Annotated in this window: 14 protein-coding genes and 2 rRNA genes (1 of these 16 running past the window's edge); 15 read left to right on the forward strand and 1 reads right to left on the reverse strand. The window is 41.7% G+C overall.

Annotated elements, in window-relative coordinates:
* The 9 genes from F947_RS10090 to hisC form a co-directional block, all read left to right on the forward strand.
* Window positions 1-2,297, forward strand: a 23S ribosomal RNA gene (locus F947_RS10090) (it extends 613 nt beyond the left edge of the window).
* Window positions 2,298-2,488: 191 nt separating this feature from the next.
* A 5S ribosomal RNA gene (gene rrf / locus F947_RS10095) occupies window positions 2,489-2,603 on the forward strand.
* A 222-nt stretch (window positions 2,604-2,825) separates the two neighbouring features.
* Window positions 2,826-4,280, forward strand: a complete 1,455-nt coding sequence (locus F947_RS10100; protein WP_004975193.1) for an RNA polymerase factor sigma-54 — start codon at window positions 2,826-2,828, stop codon at window positions 4,278-4,280.
* A 166-nt stretch (window positions 4,281-4,446) separates the two neighbouring features.
* Window positions 4,447-4,779: a ribosome hibernation-promoting factor, HPF/YfiA family gene (gene hpf, locus F947_RS10105; protein ID WP_004975196.1), complete on the forward strand. Its 333-nt coding sequence runs from the start codon at window positions 4,447-4,449 to the stop codon at window positions 4,777-4,779.
* Window positions 4,780-4,917: 138 nt separating this feature from the next.
* Window positions 4,918-5,169: a BolA family iron metabolism protein IbaG gene (ibaG, locus tag F947_RS10110; protein WP_004975198.1), complete on the forward strand. Its 252-nt coding sequence runs from the start codon at window positions 4,918-4,920 to the stop codon at window positions 5,167-5,169.
* A 7-nt stretch (window positions 5,170-5,176) separates the two neighbouring features.
* On the forward strand, window positions 5,177-6,433 hold the full coding sequence (gene murA / locus F947_RS10115) for a UDP-N-acetylglucosamine 1-carboxyvinyltransferase (RefSeq protein WP_004975199.1): 1,257 nt from the start codon (window positions 5,177-5,179) through the stop codon (window positions 6,431-6,433).
* Window positions 6,433-7,137: an ATP phosphoribosyltransferase gene (gene hisG, locus F947_RS10120; RefSeq protein ID WP_004975201.1), complete on the forward strand. Its 705-nt coding sequence runs from the start codon at window positions 6,433-6,435 to the stop codon at window positions 7,135-7,137. The genes murA and hisG overlap by 1 nt, the downstream gene beginning before the upstream one ends.
* 185 nt (window positions 7,138-7,322) lie before the next feature.
* On the forward strand, window positions 7,323-8,627 hold the full coding sequence (gene hisD, locus F947_RS10125; protein WP_026438434.1) for a histidinol dehydrogenase: 1,305 nt from the start codon (window positions 7,323-7,325) through the stop codon (window positions 8,625-8,627).
* 134 nt (window positions 8,628-8,761) lie between these two features.
* Complete coding sequence (gene hisC, locus F947_RS10130) at window positions 8,762-9,850, forward strand: histidinol-phosphate transaminase (RefSeq protein WP_004975206.1); 1,089 nt, start codon at window positions 8,762-8,764, stop codon at window positions 9,848-9,850.
* A 66-nt stretch (window positions 9,851-9,916) separates the two neighbouring features.
* On the opposite strand, the gene pabB is transcribed toward hisC, so the two are convergent.
* A complete protein-coding gene (gene pabB, locus F947_RS10135; protein ID WP_004975209.1) occupies window positions 9,917-11,257 on the reverse strand; it encodes an aminodeoxychorismate synthase component I in 1,341 nt (446 codons plus the stop codon).
* A gap of 255 nt (window positions 11,258-11,512) precedes the next feature.
* On the opposite strand from pabB, the gene filA reads away from it, so the two are divergent.
* From filA to filF, 6 genes are all read left to right on the forward strand, one after another.
* The gene (filA, locus tag F947_RS10140; RefSeq protein WP_004975211.1) at window positions 11,513-12,553 is read left to right on the forward strand and encodes a putative pilus system protein FilA; all 1,041 of its coding nucleotides are present in this window, start codon (window positions 11,513-11,515) and stop codon (window positions 12,551-12,553) included.
* A gap of 193 nt (window positions 12,554-12,746) precedes the next feature.
* Window positions 12,747-13,580 carry a putative pilus system C39 family peptidase FilB gene (gene filB / locus F947_RS10145; protein WP_004975213.1) on the forward strand — a complete coding sequence of 278 codons (834 nt, stop codon included), beginning with the start codon at window positions 12,747-12,749 and terminating at the stop codon, window positions 13,578-13,580.
* A 45-nt stretch (window positions 13,581-13,625) separates the two neighbouring features.
* Window positions 13,626-14,756 (forward strand): putative pilus system protein FilC, encoded by a 1,131-nt coding sequence (filC, locus tag F947_RS10150; protein WP_004975214.1) that lies wholly within the window; start codon window positions 13,626-13,628, stop codon window positions 14,754-14,756.
* 12 nt (window positions 14,757-14,768) lie between these two features.
* Window positions 14,769-16,433: a putative pilus system OmpP1/FadL family transporter FilD gene (gene filD / locus F947_RS10155; RefSeq protein ID WP_004975217.1), complete on the forward strand. Its 1,665-nt coding sequence runs from the start codon at window positions 14,769-14,771 to the stop codon at window positions 16,431-16,433.
* Complete coding sequence (gene filE / locus F947_RS10160; protein WP_004975220.1) at window positions 16,427-17,779, forward strand: putative pilus assembly protein FilE; 1,353 nt, start codon at window positions 16,427-16,429, stop codon at window positions 17,777-17,779. Before filD ends, filE begins: the two co-directional genes overlap by 7 nt.
* 20 nt (window positions 17,780-17,799) lie before the next feature.
* Window positions 17,800-19,710, forward strand: a complete 1,911-nt coding sequence (filF, locus tag F947_RS10165) for a putative pilus system protein FilF (protein WP_004975222.1) — start codon at window positions 17,800-17,802, stop codon at window positions 19,708-19,710.
* Window positions 19,711-19,766 lie beyond the last annotated feature (56 nt).

Consider the following 19,766-nt stretch of genomic DNA (forward strand, 5'->3'; position numbering starts at 1 on the left):
TTAACCGAATAGGGGAGCCGTAGAGAAATCGAGTCTTAATAGGGCGTATAGTTGCTGGGTATAGACCCGAAACCGGGTGATCTATCCATGAGCAGGTTGAAGGTTGGGTAACACTAACTGGAGGACCGAACCCACTGTCGTTGAAAAGCCAGGGGATGACTTGTGGATAGGGGTGAAAGGCTAATCAAACTCGGTGATAGCTGGTTCTCCCCGAAAGCTATTTAGGTAGCGCCTCGGACGAATACCATTGGGGGTAGAGCACTGTTTCGGCTAGGGGGTCATCCCGACTTACCAAACCGATGCAAACTCCGAATACCAATGAGTACTATCCGGGAGACAGACTGCGGGTGCTAACGTCCGTAGTCAAGAGGAAAACAATCCAGACCGCCAGCTAAGGCCCCAAAATCATAGTTAAGTGGGAAACGATGTGGGAAGGCATAGACAGCTAGGAGGTTGGCTTAGAAGCAGCCACCCTTTAAAGAAAGCGTAATAGCTCACTAGTCGAGTCGGCCTGCGCGGAAGATGTAACGGGGCTAAAACTATGTGCCGAAGCTGCGGATGTATACATTGTATACGTGGTAGGGGAGCGTTCTGTAAGCCGAAGAAGGTGGATTGAGAAGTCTGCTGGAGGTATCAGAAGTGCGAATGCTGACGTGAGTAACGACAAAACGGGTGAAAAACCCGTTCGCTGAAAGACCAAGGGTTCCAGTCCAACGTTAATCGGGGCTGGGTGAGTCGACCCCTAAGGCGAGGCCGAGAGGCGTAGTCGATGGGAAATTGGTTAATATTCCAATACTTCAGTGTAATGCGATGAGAGGACGGAGAAGGTTAAGTCAGCCTGGCGTTGGTAGTCCAGGTGAAAGGAAGTAGGCATGCATCTTAGGCAAATCCGGGGTGCTCTATGCTGAGATCTGATAGCAAGCTGTACTTGTACAGTGAAGTGGCTGATACCCTGCTTCCAGGAAAAGTCTCTAAGCTTCAGTTACACTGGAATCGTACCCGAAACCGACACAGGTGGTCAGGTCGAGTAGACCAAAGCGCTTGAGAGAACTCTGCTGAAGGAACTAGGCAAAATGGTACCGTAACTTCGGGAGAAGGTACGCTGTTGATGGTGATAGGACTCGCTCCTTGAGCTGTCGACAGCCTCAGAAACCAGGCCGCTGCAACTGTTTATTAAAAACATAGCACTCTGCAAACACGAAAGTGGACGTATAGGGTGTGATGCCTGCCCGGTGCTGGAAGGTTAATTGATGGGGTTAGCGTAAGCGAAGCTCTTGATCGAAGCCCCAGTAAACGGCGGCCGTAACTATAACGGTCCTAAGGTAGCGAAATTCCTTGTCGGGTAAGTTCCGACCTGCACGAATGGCATAATGATGGCGGCGCTGTCTCCAGCAGAGGCTCAGTGAAATCGAATTCGCCGTGAAGATGCGGTGTACCCGCGGCTAGACGGAAAGACCCCGTGAACCTTTACTGCAGCTTGACATTGAACTTTGACCTTACTTGTGTAGGATAGGTGGGAGGCTTTGAAAATTGGACGCTAGTCCCAGTGGAGCCATCCTTGAAATACCACCCTGGTAATGTTGAGGTTCTAACTCTGCCCCGTAATCCGGGACGAGGACCATGTCTGGTGGGTAGTTTGACTGGGGCGGTCTCCTCCTAAAGAGTAACGGAGGAGTACGAAGGTGCGCTCAGCGTGGTCGGAAATCACGCGTAGAGTATAAAGGCAAAAGCGCGCTTAACTGCGAGACCCACAAGTCGAGCAGGTACGAAAGTAGGTCTTAGTGATCCGGTGGTTCTGTATGGAAGGGCCATCGCTCAACGGATAAAAGGTACTCTGGGGATAACAGGCTGATACCGCCCAAGAGTTCATATCGACGGCGGTGTTTGGCACCTCGATGTCGGCTCATCTCATCCTGGGGCTGAAGCAGGTCCCAAGGGTATGGCTGTTCGCCATTTAAAGAGGTACGCGAGCTGGGTTTAGAACGTCGTGAGACAGTTCGGTCCCTATCTACCGTGGGCGCTGGAAATTTGAGAGGATCTGCTCCTAGTACGAGAGGACCAGAGTGGACGAACCTCTGGTGTACCGGTTGTGACGCCAGTCGCATCGCCGGGTAGCTATGTTCGGAAGGGATAACCGCTGAAAGCATCTAAGCGGGAAGCCTACCTCAAGATAAGATTTCCCCGAGGCTTTATGCCTCCTAAAGAGCCGTTGAAGACTACGACGTTGATAGGTTGGATGTGGAAGCATAGCGATATGTGAAGCTGACCAATACTAATTGCTCGTGAGGCTTGACTATACAACACCCAAACAGTTGGGGTTGTATGCTCAATCGATTCAAATCCAATCAGTCAATTCAGACTGATCTTGATTTAGTTAACGCTAAACAATAAAATTCAGACCCAATACAGCCCAATCTGTTACAGATTCGGAAAACGCAGTGCATCACCATCGTGAATAAGACCAATGCAAGTCTCCGTAAACAGTTGTGCTGGCGACCATAGCAAGAGTGAACCACCTGATCCCTTACCGAACTCAGAAGTGAAACCTCTTCGCGCTGATGGTAGTGTGGGGTTACCCATGTGAGAGTAAGTCATCGCCAGCTCATTATTCTAAACACCCTCAACTAGCGTTGGGGGTGTTTTTTTATGCAAGAGAGAAAATAAAGTTAGAAAAACAATAATAAATTGAATAGAACTTCTGATTAAAATCTTTATGTCTTTTGATAAATCTGTGCTATACCTAATAAAACGGCATAGAAATTGCTTATTATAACTTATTGGATTAAGTTATTGAAAAATCAATTATTTTAAAAGAGTGGTAAGATATGAAGTTATCGGTTGGACTTAAAGTTGCAAACTCCTTGTCACTGACACCGCAGTTACAACAAGCCATTCGTTTGCTTCAACTTTCAAGCTTGGAGTTAGAACAAGAAGTTCAAATTCAATTGGATAGTAATCCTTTATTAGAAAAAGTAGAAGAGCAAAGCAGTATTGAAAGCTTATCAACACTCGAAGACCAAGAGCGAGATCAGAAAGATTTAACAAAAGAATTAAATGCAGATCATTTGCCAAATGATTTACCTGTCGATACAGACTGGGATGATGTGTATACCCACTTACCGACCAGTTTAGGGGCGGCAGAATATGAAGAGCGAGAGGATAATCGTCAAGGCCACTTGGGGCTAAAAGAACACATGCATACGCAAATCAATTTGTTGCATTTTTCGCAAGTTGAACAGCTAATTGCATATTGTATTGTTGATGCTTTGGATGACAATGGATTTTTAGATTGTGAAGTATCGGAAATTACCACATCTGTGCAGCATCTATTGGCTTCCATGGATTACGAAGATGAAGTGGAAGATGACGAAGTTTTAGTGGTGCTGAAACATATCCAGCGTTTAGATCCAATTGGGATTGGTTCACGGAATTTGGCTGAGTGTTTATCTATTCAACTCGAAAGTTTGGCTATAGATGTGCCTTACCGTCAGGAAGCGCTACAGTTAATGCAACATTATGAGCTTTTAATCTCTAATGATTTGCCAAAACTATTGAAGCAAACAGGTTTGAACGCTACGCAGTTACAACATGCCGTGGCATTGTTGAAAACATTACAAGCGCATCCTGGTACTGCATTTGAAGATCAGGATTCAGACTACCAAATTCCAGATGTGGTGGTTAGTAAAAAACAGGATCATTGGCATGTGCAACTCAATCCTGATGTTGTGCCTAAGCTTAGAATTAATTCGTTTTATGCCAATATGATTAAACGCGCAGATCAAAGTGAAGATAATCAATATTTGCGTAATCAAATGCTAGATGCGAAAAACTTTATTAAAAGTGTTGATGAACGTCATAAAACCTTATTAAAGGTAGCGACTTGTATTGTGCAGCATCAACGTGAGTTTTTTGAAATCGGCGCAGAAGGCATGAAGCCTTTAATTTTACGTGACGTAGCTGATGAAGTTGAATTACATGAATCGACCGTTTCACGGGTAACGACCAATAAATATATGTTAACTCCACGTGGTTTATTTGAATTGAAATATTTCTTTTCAAGTCATGTTGGAACAAGTTCAGGTGGAGAAGCATCCTCAACTGCGATTCGCGCGAAGATTAAAAAGTTAATTGCAGATGAAAATCCACGTAAACCTTTGTCAGACAACACAATTGCAAACCTTCTTAAGGAAGAAGGAATTGATGTAGCACGCCGAACAGTTGCGAAATATCGTGAGTCATTAAATATTCCGTCATCTTCTGAACGAAAAGTCTTGATCTAATTTTTAAAATCGGTCTATTCTAAGGATTCATTATGACCAAATAATGAATCTTTTTTGAAGGAATAGTTAGACATGATTTAAAGTGACCGCTACAGTGATCTGTTATTTGGCAATCAATCATGTGAACTATGCCTTCCTAATCCTAATGAAGGTGAGGGATAGAATTATGCAAATAACAATTCGTGGACATCACTTAGCTATCACCCCTGCAATTGAAGAAAATATTCGACTTAAATTTGCACAAATGACCAAACATCTGGATCAGGTCAATAGTATGCAGGTGAAATTAAGTAAAGATCATCAAATCGATAAACATTCTAAAAAAGGTAGCGCCAATCATATTGCAGAAGCGATTATTCGTTTACCTGGAACGGAGCTTTTTGCGCAGGCTAGTGCAGATGATATGTATACTTCAATTAAGATGATGACAGAAAAATTAAAACGTCAGTTAGAGAAACATCGGAAGATGCAGTTGGATTATCAGCCTTTAGCCATCTAGTTAAAATGTGATTTAAAAAGAGGTTTTGGATAAACCTCTTTTTTTATTGCGATAATGTATAGGATTAATGAATTATTTTTTCTATTTATAGTAAAATGACAGGTTTTTACACCGTTGGTCCTATAAGAGGTCTTTGTGATGAATAGTGAACAGCTCACTGAAATTTTAAAAGCTGCTTTTCCAGAGGCTGAAGTTGCTGTAAGTGGGCAAGGCGGCAAGTTTGATCTTCGTATTGTAGATAATCAGTTTGAAGGTAAGCGTCCTGTTGCTCGTCAACAAGCAGTGTATGCACCATTGAATAGCTATATTGCCAGCGGTGAAGTTCATGCGGTTACAATTCGTGCAATGACACAAGAAGAATGGCGTAAAGCAAGCTTATTTGGAGCTTAATAATTTAATGGATAAATTTTTAATTCAGGGCGGTAATAAGCTCGAAGGTGAAGTGCGTATTTCTGGTGCAAAAAATGCAGCCTTGCCACTTCTTGCTGCAATGATTCTTGCAGAAACGCCAATTACATTGAAAAATGTTCCAAATTTAAAAGATGTAAATACCTTGGTGAAGTTGATCGCAGGCTTGGGCATTAAAATGTCTTATGAAGGCGATACAGTCATTGCAGATACCTCAACGTTGGACAACCAATTTGCACCTTATGAATTGGTAAAAACCATGCGTGCCTCTATTTTGGTGCTTGGCCCATTGGTTGCGCGCTATGGTAGTGCAAAAGTATCTTTGCCAGGTGGTTGTGCAATTGGTTCACGTCCTGTCGATCAGCATCTTAAAGCACTTGAAGCTTTAGGCGCAGAAATTGAAGTTGAAAATGGCTATGTGAATGCCAAAGTTAATGGTCGCCTTAAAGGTGGCGAAGTGGTCTTTGATATGGTCACTGTTGGCGGAACAGAAAACATTCTCATGGCTGCGGTATTGGCAGATGGTGTTACCACTATTCGTAATGCTGCACGTGAACCTGAAATTACCGACCTTGCGCAAATGCTCATCAAAATGGGCGCTAAAATTGAAGGTTTAGACACCGATACTTTAGTGGTTACAGGTGTTGAACACTTGCATGGTTGTGAGTATTCAGTAGTTGCTGACCGTATCGAAACAGGTTCTTATTTGGCTGCAGCTGCAATTACGGGCGGTAAAATCAGAACCACACATACCGATCCTGCCTTGCTAGAATCTGTGTTAGATAAGTTTGAAGAAATGGGTGCGGAAGTCACACGTGGCGATGACTGGATTGAACTGGACATGATGGGCAAGCGCCCTAAAGCCGTGAGTTTCAGAACTTTACCACATCCTGAATTTCCAACAGACATGCAAGCACAGTTAATGGCGGTGAATGCGATTGGACGCGGTTTTGCTACCATTTCGGAAACTATTTTTGAAAACCGTTTTATGCATGTCCCTGAGTTGTCACGTATGGGTGCCAATATTCAGGTAGAAGGCAATGATGCGGTGGTGACAGGCGTAGAAAAACTTTCTGCTGCACCTGTTATGGCAACTGATTTACGTGCCTCATTCTCGTTGGTGTTAGCAGCATTGGCGGCAGAAGGCGAAACATTGATTGACCGTATTTATCATATTGATCGCGGTTATGAAAATGTAGAACAAAAGTTACAAGGTTTAGGCGCCCAAATTAAGCGAGTAAATTGATGAATGACATGAGAAACGATGATCCAAATTTTGACGTCATGGGCAATTTTGATCATGGTTTAACTTTGGCATTAAGTAAGGGGCGAATTTTAAAAGAAACTTTGCCTTTATTAGAAACTGCGGGAATTAATTTACTGGAAGATCCAGATAAATCACGTAAGTTGATTTTCCCAACCACACATAAACAAGTGCGTATTTTAATTTTACGTGCCTCTGATGTACCAACTTATGTTGAAAATGGTGCGGCAGATATTGGGGTTGCGGGTAAAGACGTGCTGATGGAGCATGGCGCTCAAAATGTATATGAGCCGCTGGATCTGAAAATTGCCAATTGTAAATTAATGACTGCGGGCAAAGTTGGTATGCAGCGTCCAAAAGGTCGTTTAAAAATTGCCACTAAATATGTGAATTTGACCCGTCAATATTATGCCAGCTTAGGTGAGCAGGTTGATGTCATTAAACTCTATGGCTCAATGGAATTAGCACCATTGGTCGGTTTGGGTGATTACATTGTCGATGTGGTTGATACAGGTAATACTTTACGTGCCAACGGTTTAGAGCCGCTAGAAGAAATCTGTAAAGTATCTTCACGTTTAATTGTCAATAAAGCCAGTTTTAAGCGCAAGCAAGATTTGCTCAATCCAATTTTGGCACAACTTGAAAAAGCTGTGGCAGAACGAGAGTTGGCAAAACAATCTGCTTAACTTTGTATCCATCATCCTGCCTTCTCAAAAAACCGTCATTCAATGGCGGTTTTTTATGTTCGTGCATGATTCTGTTCTTGAATGATTTCGAACGTGAATTTCCATCAAAACATACTGCTTTCGCCATGTATAGATTCCCACAAAGCCCTAGAAACAAGGTAAACTAAACTTTTCTATCAAACCTTGTGGGTAAATTGATGCGACGTTTATCGACTCAAGATCAAAGCTTTAAACAAGCCTTTGCAGACTTGTTGGCTTTTGAAACTGTCAGTGATCCTGAACTTTTAAAAACTGTAGATCAAATTATTGCTGATGTGCGTCAGCACGGTGATGCTCAGGTTCTTAAACTCACTCAACAGTTCGATCGACATCCAGCGCATCAATTTTCAGAACTTGAGTTAAGTCAGGAACAACTGAAAGCCGCATTTGATGCTTTAGATAACGAAGTTCGTGAAGCTTTGGAATTGGCTGCTGTACGTATTCGTGAATTTCACCAAGCGCAAAAGCAGGATGGCTGGACTTATGTTGATGCTTTGGGCAACACGCTTGGGCAAAAAGTTACGCCATTAGACCGTGTTGGTATTTATGTACCAGGTGGTTTGGCATCTTATCCATCTTCTGTGCTCATGAATGCTGTGCCTGCGCATGTTGCTGGTGTACCTGAAATTATTATGGTGGTACCTGCACCGAATGGTGAACTCAATCCATTGGTTTTGGCGGCTGCATATTTAGCAGGGGTGACTCGTGTATTTACCATTGGCGGAGCGCAAGCTGTTGCTGCATTGGCTTATGGTACAGAAACCATCCCATCGGTAGATAAAATTACGGGGCCAGGTAACCGCTTTGTGGCGGCTGCAAAACGTGCTGTATTTGGTCAGGTTGGCATTGATATGATTGCTGGGCCATCCGAAATTTTGGTTTATGCCGAAGGTGAAAATAATCCTGAATGGTTGGCGATGGATTTACTTTCCCAAGCCGAGCACGACACGGTTGCACAATCTATTTTTATTACACCAGATGCGCAATTGCTGAATCAGGTTGAACAAGCGATTGAACAGCACTTGGCGAATTTGCCTAAAGCTGAAATTGCCCGCACTTCTATTGCAAATCGTGGTGCATTGATCTTAGTCAAAGATCGTCAAGAGGCGATTGAATTGATCAACCAAGTTGCGCCCGAACACTTGGAGTTGTGTATGGATGATCCACAAGTGATGGCAGAAGAAATTCGTCATGCGGGTGCGATCTTTATGGGGCGCTATACACCAGAAGCTATTGGTGATTATTGTGCAGGGCCAAACCACGTATTACCAACGTCGGGTACAGCACGTTTTTCATCGCCATTGGGTGTTTACGATTTCCAAAAACGCTCAAGTCTGATTATGTGTTCAGCTGAGGGCGTGAAAAGTTTGGCGAAAACCGCTGATATTTTAGCGCAGCAGGAAAATCTGGATGCGCATGCACGATCAGCACGTTATCGTTATCAATCATAAATAGCATTACAACCTCTCCCTGACCCTCTCCTAAAAAGAGAGGGGAATTTAAACCACACAAATTTTGTGTCTTTAGTAATGAAAATTCCTCTCCCTTTGGGAGAGGTTAGGAGAGGGTTTAAAGAGAATACAAAATGAATATCACAGCAGAACAAATGCGTTTTTGGAGCCCTGAGGTACGTGAGCTAGAGCCTTATGTACCGGGTGAGCAGCCAAAAATTCAAAATTTATTAAAATTGAATACCAATGAAAACCCGTATCCACCTTCGCCTAAAGTGGTGGAAGCGGTGCAAAAGGTTTTAGAAAACTCGGCAGATGCACTGCGTTTATATCCAGATCCAGATGCGTCTGAGCTTAAGCAAGCCATTGCGAAACAGCAAAATGTAGCTGTTGGAAATGTCTTTGTTGGCAATGGTTCAGATGAAGTCCTTGCACATATTTTTAAGGCTTTTTTTGTTCAGGAACAGCCATTACTGTATCCGGATATCACCTATAGTTTTTACCCTGTATATAGTCAATTTTTTGGGGTAAAAACTAAAATTTTGCCTTTAAATGATGATTTTGAAATTGTGGTTGATGATTATAAGCAAGCCAATGGCGGCATCATCATCGCCAATCCGAATGCACCGACCAGTATTGCTTTGGGTTTAAGTGCGATTGAAGAAATTTTACAGGCCAATCCAAATTCAGTGGTGGTGATTGATGAGGCTTATGTCGATTTTGGTGCAGAGTCTGCAGTAAAATTGGTAGAAAAGTACGATAATCTTGTGGTGTGTCAAACCACATCTAAATCACGTTCTTTGGCAGGTTTACGTGTTGGTTTTGCGATTGCGCAACCGCATTTAATTGCCGCACTGGAAGCCGTGAAAAATAGTTTTAACTCCTATCCAATGGATCGTTTTGCGATTGCAGCAGCGGTGGCATCTTTTCAAGATCAGGCGTATTTTGAAGCACAATGCCAAAAAGTTATTGCAAGCCGTGAGAAATTGGTGACGGATTTAACGAGCTTGGGCTTTAAGATATTGCCATCACACGCCAACTTTATTTTTGCATCACATCCTCAACAGGATGCGGGTGAATTAGCTGCAGCATTACGTGAACGCGGTATTATTGTGCGTTATTTTAATAAACCACGCATCAATCAATATTTGCGCATTACTATTGGTACAGATGATCAAAATCAACGCTTAGTAGATACTTTAAAATACGATATTTTGGCTTAATTGTTAAAATATCGTAGAGGCGGGTGAAGCATTGAATTCACTCGCTTTTTTTGTTTTTGCGACATGCTATTGCGCAGGTTTGTACCAGCGGTTCAATAAGTCCAACATCGCTGAAACCTTGTCAAAACATTCTTGATATTCTGCTTCACAAACAGATGCAATCGTGACGCCACCACCAGCCCATAATGAAACATCTTGCTGATATTTCTGAATAGAACGGATCAGGATATTCCAAGAACCCGTTCCATCGGCATCAAAATAACCCATAGAGCCGCAATAGGCGCCACGTGCTGCACCTTCGAGTTCATCTATAATTTGCATGGCACGAATTTTCGGTGCGCCTGTAATTGACCCACCTGGCAAGGCAGACATCAACACATCAAAAGGATTCATCTCGGCTTTTAGTGTTGCGGTCACTTCACTGACCATGTGATGCACTTGGTTAAAAGACTCAATATTGAATAACTTTGGCGTTTTGACGCTGCCAGTTTCGGCATAAACACTTAAATCATTACGTAATAAATCCACAATCATCACATTTTCAGCCTGATCTTTTTTAGATTCACTTAATTGTTGTTTCGATTGTCGGTCTAATTCAGGATCGCCATAACGTGGCATCGTGCCCTTAATGGGTTTTGTGGTAATTTTTCGATTTTCCTCAAAATCGATAAAGAGTTCGGGCGAACAACTTAAAATTTCAAAATCACCAATACGTAAATAACCTGCATAAGGTGCATTGGTCAGTTGCCAAAACTGAGCTGCAGTCTCTAAAAGTTGACCTTGAGCCTCAGCGCTAAACTCTTGCGTAAGATTAATTTGATAACAATCTCCTGCCACTATATAGTCTTGAACATGTTGAAAGGCGCGTTGGTAATCTGTGAAATTCCAGCGGGCTTGACACTTTTGGCTTAATTGGAACTGTTCAATTATGGTTGATTGAGTATATAAATTTAAAATAAAATCAAAGATTTGAGTAGCAGCATCGTCTGAACTATAAAAATACCAGCCATCAGTTTCTTGCTGTAAATAGCTTTTAAATTGACCTAAAAAAATACTTGGCTGGGGACGAGACTGCATATTGATGTGTTGCTGTGCTGCTGCATCATACGAAACAAACCCCATTACACTGCAAAATGGGGCGGTGTCAGCATCTTCTAAAGCACCGAGATGAGCTGTTAAATCTAATTGAGTTGGACTTAATTCATATTGATCCAATGCCGTTTTTTGAAAGTAAAAATGTTGATGGTTTTGCTGCACACAATAGCGTTCAGCCAAAAAAGCAATACGTGCCTTTCCATTATTTTGCAAATAAATACAATGTGAAAGTGCTGCCAAAGCTTGCAAAATTCTTGCAGCCTCATATTCAGGTTCACAGAATAATTTTTTAAAATGAGTAGGATAGGACATAAAGCGTAAACAGCTGAGAGATTTTAAAAGGCTATTTTACATGATTGCAGCAGATAAAAAGCAAATAACCGTTTGTCGGTAAGATGTGGATTGCGACCAACAGCAGTTGAACAAAAAATAACTCAGATATACCTTTGTATGTGCAAACCGGCTACTCAAGGAATGTGTGTTAGTGTTGTCCTCATCAAATAAAAAAACAATTACTAGCACTGAGTGGTAAAACCAAAAAAATAATACTCTCGGGAGAGTAACAAGATGAAAAAATTTACTAAACTTGCTTTGGTATCATCAATTGCGTTAACGACAAATGCAATGGCAATGCAGGCAATGGACGATACTGCATTAAGCGCAACTACTGGTCAAGATGGTTTAAGCATCGGGATTGGTATTTCTAAAATCGAAATCGAAAAACTTTTAATCCATGATAATGATGGTTTGGCTGCAAAAGGTGCTGCTGGTGATGCTGGTTTTGGTGGGACTGGTAATGCTGGTGCAATTGTTATCAAAGGCAATGGTGTTGATGGTAACGCTAACAAAACACATGGTATCGTGATTGGTGCAAACTATGATGATAATGGTGCTTACTTATTAACTTCGCGTAACTTAGCAGACTTGGTCATTGATACAGATGCAGGTTCTACTGCTGCAGGTGGAGCATTTATTAACGTTGCAGCTCAAGTATCTGGCTTAGATATCAAGATTGGTGAAATTGGCGTATCTGCATCAAATACAATTGACCCTAATGCAACCAATATTCGTCGTGGCCATAGTGATTCCAACTACAACGCAATTTTATCTGGTTTAGAAATCAAAACAGGTAAAATGGATGCCAATATCCAATTGGGTGCTGCCCCACAAGGCGCAATGGTTAAGTTGAATACGACGATGGTCGGCGGTTTAGAAATTAAGAACTTGGGCATTTTAGACAATTCAACCAAAGAGAAAGCTGTTGGTGCTGTAGGTACTACAGCGATTACAACAAAAGAGGCGGGTGAAATCTTTATTGAAAGCATTAAAATTGCAGATGCAGATAGTAAAGATTTGACCCTAAATCAAGATATCCAAGTATTTAATGATGCTTATGTTGGCGGTGGTACTACTCTTGGTAAGGCGGCGCATATTCGCATTGTAAGCAATGACACTGGTGCCAAAGACCAATATATTAAAGGTATTCATTTAGGTAGTCGTACTGCTGCTTCTATTGGTGATATGGAAGTTCAAGGACTTCAAACTTACTACAGTACTTCTCAGGGTAGCTACACTAAGGGTGCTGTTATCACCATTTCAGGTCACTAATTTAAAAACTGAAAAAGCGCGTGAATTCACGCGCTTTTTTTTACAAATAAACTCATGAGTTCGCAAAAAAATATAGAAAGACCTTTTTTTTTTCTTTAAAACGAGTATCTTTCTAAATACAAGGAAGTAGAGTGAAAGCTCTAAAAATAAAAATATTAGGCAGGTATTGCCGAGAACTAAAAAGTAAAAATATATGTTAGAGATCGCTTTAGGCTCGGCATTGATCTATTACGCTGCCACACAAGCCTTTGATTTAAAAGAACAGCATCCTGAAACTGTGCGTTACACAGAAACTTTGGATTCTAGAAATAATTCCTTTACCCGTATGCACAGAGAGCCTGTGCAAATTAAACCTGCTTTAGAAGATCAATTTCGCGGAATTGTGCGCCAAGCCTATGACTACAGTTGTGGTTCTGCAGCTTTAACAACCTTGCTGAATGGTTATGTAGGAACACAATTAAACGAGCAACAAACCATGAGTGGCTTGCTGCGTTATGGAGAATACGACCGAATTATTGAACGTCGTAGTTTTTCGCTATTGGATATGAAGCGCTTTGTCGCAGCTTTGGGCATGGAAAGTGGTGGATATCGCGGGGAGTTTTCGGATTTAGTTAAACAAGGACAGCCTGCAATTGTGCCGATTTCCTATGCAGGTTTTAAACATTTTGTGGTGTATAAAGCCTATAAAAATGGGCGGGTTTATGTGGCTGACCCAGCTTTGGGCAATATTAGTTTTGATGAAGAACGATTTAAGGACGTTTGGGAAAATAACACCCTGTTCTTAATTAATGTAGCACCTCAGCATCGACAAAATATGTTGGCATTACATGAAAAAGATTTACGTCATGTGGAAGATGCAACAGTGAATCGTTATGCCTTTGTTGATATTCAATATCCACAATTTGCGATGGAAAAAATAGCTGATAAAGCATCGACGATACGACTAGAACGTAATGTAAATAAAGATTCTGATAATTATGGACAGTACGAGCATCGTTTTTTAAGACTCTACTATAAAAACAAGTAATTAGTTGTTCACGAAATACAAAAATAAAAATGGAAGGGGTAAATCATGGATCGTAAATGGATGAATAAAACCTTATTGGCACTCAGTATTCAAATGGTATTTGGGGTGGCTTATGCCGCAGAGGAGCCGCAATTAGGGGAATATGAAACCACAACTGAACAGGCAGAAGTATCAGATACAGCAGCATCCACTGCAGATACAAGTGCTGAAACAAATAGTGCGGTTGTCGCTGCAAATGGTGCACAAGCAGCATCATCTGCTTTGCAACAGCAAGAGGGCGACGCAACCAAAGAGGCGAATTTAGAGGAAGTGTTTACCTCGAATGAGCGTCAATATTCCCTTATGAGACAAGGTGAAATTTCATCTTATTATGATATTGATTATACCTATCATCGTGATACGCAGCTCGACCTTGAAATGGCTCAAGGTCAGTTGTATCAGCTTCGTGTGCAAGAAAATGCGTCCCACGCATTAACTAACACCTTCACCGCACAATATGGTTTGCGTGACAATTTAACTTTATCTGCTTCTGTACCATTGGTTGCAAAGTCAGACTTGTTAAAAGATGCCACGGCAGCAGGCTTGGGGGATATTTCTTTAGGTGCACGTTGGGAGCCATTCCCATTAAAAGCGGGGCGTTTACCTTTAATTTTATTCGCAAATTTATCGACCAAAACGGGGGATAGTCCTTACGAGATTAATCCTGTTAAAGATTTATCAACAGGTAAGGGTTACTACTCTGCAGGCATCGGTGCAAGTACGCGTAAGTATATTGACCCAGTTGTATTGTTTGCTTCTGCTTCAGCCAACTATGGTTTTAAAGAAAGCGGTCTCAATCAAATTCGCGGTAGCCGTATTATTGAAGAGTTTGAGCCAGGTATTAGTGGTGGTTTTGCTTTTGGTTTTGCTTATTCGTTTAACTACGATGTGTCGATGACCATGTCCTATCAGCAAAGCTTTAATACAGGTTCGGAGTTTACTTATCATACGGGTGAAAGCTATTCACCTGCAGACCAGACCAGTTCGACTTTGGCTATTTCATTAGGCGTTCGCGTTTCACCTGAAACCATTGTGAATGGTACGGTAGGAATCGGTCTGACCGAAGACGCGCCAGACGTATCACTTGGTTTGTCATTCCCACTGGATATTCTCGGTTTCGGTAAAAAAATTCGCTAAGAGGCTAGTCGCATGAAAATGATACGACTTCGCCCGTTAGTGACTGCAATTATACTGTCGGGCTGTTCAGGGGCTGCTTTTGCGCAGCTTGGACAAAACTTATCTGTCGATATTCGTTCTTTGACTATGGGGAATGCGGTCACTGCAGATCCTCCTGGTATTAGTGCGATTCACTTTAACCCTGCTGCACTGACCAAGATTGAAGGTTTGCAAACAGATGTGCAAGGGGTGTTGGCACATTTTGATGTACAGCGTGAGCTTTCTGTTCCAGCAGGTTATGACGTATTTGGTTATTCTGATGACCCTGTGGTGTGTAACGATGGGCCAGAAATTTTGGCCGATTTTTGTACCGATTTTAAAGGTACAGTACAAGCCGATGTCGAATATCCAACGTTGTATGTCCCGATTCTGAAAAAATTTGTCGATTTAGGTAAGGGTATGCCACTGGCAGCGCCAACCAACGGTATTGCCTATAATCCACCTGGTTCCAAAGTAACCTTTGCCACCGCATTATATGCACCGCTGATTGCAGGCTTTGGTGCCGAAAATGGTAACCCTGGTAACTTTATGGGACAACAGGTTGCCTTAGAACGTATCACCTATCTTTCTCCATCTATTGCCTATCAAGTCAATGATGAATTGTCAGTCGGTGCGTCAATTGGGATGTCTTACCAAGCTATCGCCATGAATACCGATTTGCGCTTCCCGAATGAACTAATCGGGATGTTGCGTATGGTGGATGAGGTCGTCTGTACCCCATTTAAAGAAAATTCAGACATCATTACCGATATTTTGTTGCTCGGGATTTGTAATGCCGAAGAAGGCATGAATCCATTTTCCCGTTTTGGGCAAATGCAACTGGCGGTTGAGCAAAGTTTAAGCCCGAGTTATAACTTGGGTATTTTGTGGGAACCGACAGAAGATTTTAGCTTTGGTATGGTGTATCAGAGTGCAGCTAAAATGCGCTTAAAGGGCAAATATCATATTGATAACTCGAAAGCACCGCGTGAGTTAATTAATGGTTTGATGTCTTCACCAACAGGTCAGATTTTGGCGGCAATTTTAGGTTTCCCAAGTTATATTCCAGCCAGTGAGTCTGGTTTGGTTTCTATGGATTTTGAATATCCTGCGCACTTTCAAGCGGGGATAAAATATAAAGTCATGCCTGATTTACAAGTCAATTTTGATGTGGGCTGGACTGACTATAAAGCATGGGATAAATTCAAATTCGAGTTTGACCGTCAAATCTCGGCATTAAAAATTGCAAAATTGCTTTCGGAGCATGTGTCTGATGACAGTTTAGCTTTGCCATTAGAGTTTAAGTCACCGTGGAACTGGGGTGTTGGCATCGAATATTCAGCCACAGACCGTTTAAAACTGCGTGCGGGTTATGAACCACGTGGTAGTGCGATTCCTGACAATAAACGTAACACTATGGTACCAATTAATAATGCACGTTTATTCGGTCTGGGTGTGGGATATCGTTTTGATGCAGATACAGACCTTGATTTATCCATCGGCTTTTTACAAAGTAAGGATAAAATTCCAGCCAATACCAGTAGCTTAGCCAATAAGGAAGGTGTGAATAACCTGCTGTTAAACCCTTATGCGGGTTTGAATGTGAAAACGGATACAAAAATTACAATTCTTGGATTGAGTTATAGAACACGATGGTAAGTTCAGTACGGAAAATAAAACGGACTTTATTTTCAAAGTCGATACTCACACTGATTTTCAGTATGGGATCGGTGTGTTACGCGAATCAGTTTTACACCATTATTGGACCAGATGGTCGTCCAATTGTGGTGCAGCGTAATGCTGCAGAAAAAAAGCAAACGATACAGGCGTTGGAAACCGCACAACAGCAAAAGCAAGTCCAACAAAAGCAACTACAAGAAAACCAACAACAAGACCAGTTTAAGCAAGACAAGGTGCATCAAGTACAGCAGATAACTGCTCAAACATCCGTTCAGGTATCTAAAAATATTTCTGTCCAGGCGAGCAAGCAACTGAATTTGTCTAAGCCGAATATCTCAGAACAATCCGCTATGTCACAAAATCAGGCTAGTCAAAGCAAAGAGAACTCATCATTGCGTGCATCACACACTGAGCCAAATGCAGTGCAGCAAGATATTTCCAGTGCGGAATCTGTTCATCAAACAGGATTGGCAAAAGAAGCAGCGATCAACAAAGTCGCGGTCAAACAATCTGTGCTAGAGGGTTTACAACAGCTTCCTCAGCAATTTGCGATTGATCCATCCACAGTGTCTGTTTCTAAAAAAACACCAGATCAAGCATCGCATGCATCTGCCCAACAAACGGGTTTTATGGAGATGGCGGGAGAACAGTATGTTAAAAGTGAGTATTTGGAAGATCAGGAGTTTAATTTAGAAGGAAAAAAACGCTTTTATAGTATGCCAGAAGGCATAATTGACACAAAAAATGGCGGTGGTGCTCGTATGCAAGTGGTCGAACGTGAACGTGGTGTAAGCCGTTCCATTCTCAATAAATTATTTAAAAAGCAATCGGTTGCTGAACCTCAAGCCATTGTTTTGGCTGCAGACTATTATCGTGTTAATCAAGCTGAAGCAATTGAAGGGTTGGGGCAGCAATGTTTTGCTGAAAGCAAAAAAAATAAAGTCAAAACTTTAAAAGCACAACAAGATTTAAATTTGTGGCCTAGAGCTCCCTTAACCGAAAAATTTGATTATGAATTGGTGAAGTTAGAAGGCAATATTCAAAATATTCAAATCAACTCTTATGCTACGAAGCAAAATCAACCTACCTTTTATTGGCCTTTTGTGGTTTTTCTGGATCAAAAAGGCTGTGTGATTGAAGGTGCTGGTGGTTTTAGAAATCAGGATACTGCAGGCAATGTCTTACAACATGAGGTGATAGAGGGCATGCTGCAACTTCCAAAAAATAGCCACTATGTATTATTAACGCCATTGGCTTCTGCAGTGGATATGGAACATCGCGCGCTCAGTAACCAAGGGCAATTAAAACTCATTGCGATACGCTAACAACAATAAGAGAATTCAGTATGAAAACAAGACATATTTTACCTTTTGCAACGACAGCATTGATGGCGGCCTTGAGTGGTTGTGGTGGAGAAAGTGCCAATATTAATCCAGAGCCTAATGCTGTGGCGTATATCAATGGAAGTTGTGCCAGTACAGCAAAAAACTGCGTGGAATTTGCATTGGATTATCCTGTGGATGGTTTGAATTTTACCTGTAGCAGTGATACCAGTAAAACCTACATCACCATGATTGAGCCGAAAAGTAATGCGGCAACAGGTAAATGTAGTGAAGGAGATAAAGTCCACTTCTTTATTCAGGAAAAGACCAATCAATATATTGATTTAGGGACAGTATCATTGTCTGATATTGGAATGGTCAGTACTGCAGGTGCGGGTTATCCACGTTTAAGTGTGTTAGATATGGCACGTGGATTAACAGGACGCCAAGCAACGAGTTTAAGTAGTAGTGACGAAACGATACAGGTCGCGACTGCAATTGTACGCTTGCTACAAGCACTTTCTGTTGAAGGTGGAGGAACCATTGCAGGTGATATTCAGCCTTTAACGATTACGACACTCAAAAAAGAACAATTGGCAAATATTGCTGAGTCCGTTGAGGTTGGTGACTATCGTTCAGGGGCTTATGCCAGTATTTTACGCCCATGGGTAGATGTGTCACAGGTGTCTCAAGATGATGCTTATCAAGCATTAAACACCTTGGTTTATATGAATAACTCGGCATCTTATCAAGCCAACTATCCAATTTTAGCCAAAGAAGATTCACAATTGCCACAAGGTTTATATGGCTGTAATTTGGCAGACTGTAAATCTACGGTCGCAGATTTGAAACACCTCATTGGGCAGTATCAACTGATCACAGACCGTTCAGGATATACCTTTGGATATGGTATGCAGTGGAAAGGTGCAGTGTCTGCAAACACCACTAACCCAATTTTAACTGTGAGCGGTGAATTGATTCGGAAAGTTCGTCCTGATCGTATGGTGGCAGCAGCACAAACTACATGGGTCAACCCATTGAATAAACGTATTCAGGGGCCATTTCATTTTAGTGTGAATGACAATACGGCTGATGATTTTAAAATTACCCAAGGTAAGGTGTTTAATGATTATTTAATTGCAGGCACGGAAGGTTTTTATAAATTATTGACCAAATCTACAACAGCGAATCCTGCAGATTATGGTCAATGGCAACAAACCATAGGTACCGATCAGTTCAAAGGTTCTTTTGATGCCTATAAATTCTTTTCTGTGAACTTTTTGGATAATCGCGTTTTTAAAACCCAGAAAAATGTACCTTTAGGCAGTCGCTATATTTTCCCAATTTATGCAACCTTGACCTTTAATTTTGATGGCGGAACGACTACAGATAGCATCAAATTAGGTGTTGTTTTAGATGAGGATGGCAATATTCGTACAGATATAGCACCAAATGCCACAGAAACCGATATGTCTGGTCAGTGTGCAGCAATTCGTCAGTCTGGTGCTGAATATGTTGATACAAATGGTGTGCAGCAATACCGTATAGGTGTGTTAGGTGCAACCGATATCGACAATAAAGCAGTCACTTTACGTATGATTTTAGCCAATCCAAAATTTCATAAACTTGATGGCGCAGTCATTGGTTTGAATACCAAAATTGAAGCGGTTGAAGGTGGAAATGGTCAAGTGGTGGGCGGTGCACGTGCCAATATTGGCAATTTAGTTGCAGCCAACTCTACACGTATTACATTGTCTGATTTCAATGGCTCAACAGTGAAGTGGAGCAATATTTATCATGCGCAACTTGCAACTTACGTGGCTCAAAACCCTGCTTTAGCAACTGATGCAGATAAAGCTTTGGTGAAAGCCCAAGGTGGAGCTGTAAGTCTAGATGTTGCTGAGTGTTATAACCCAAATAAAGTGCGTATTTAGCATTAATTTTAGGTGACATAGTGATGAAAATAGCCCACTTTAGAGTGGGCTATTTA

Origin of the sequence: Acinetobacter towneri DSM 14962 = CIP 107472 (genome assembly GCF_000368785.1) — a bacterium.
Classification (GTDB): Bacteria; Pseudomonadota; Gammaproteobacteria; order Pseudomonadales; family Moraxellaceae; genus Acinetobacter; species Acinetobacter towneri.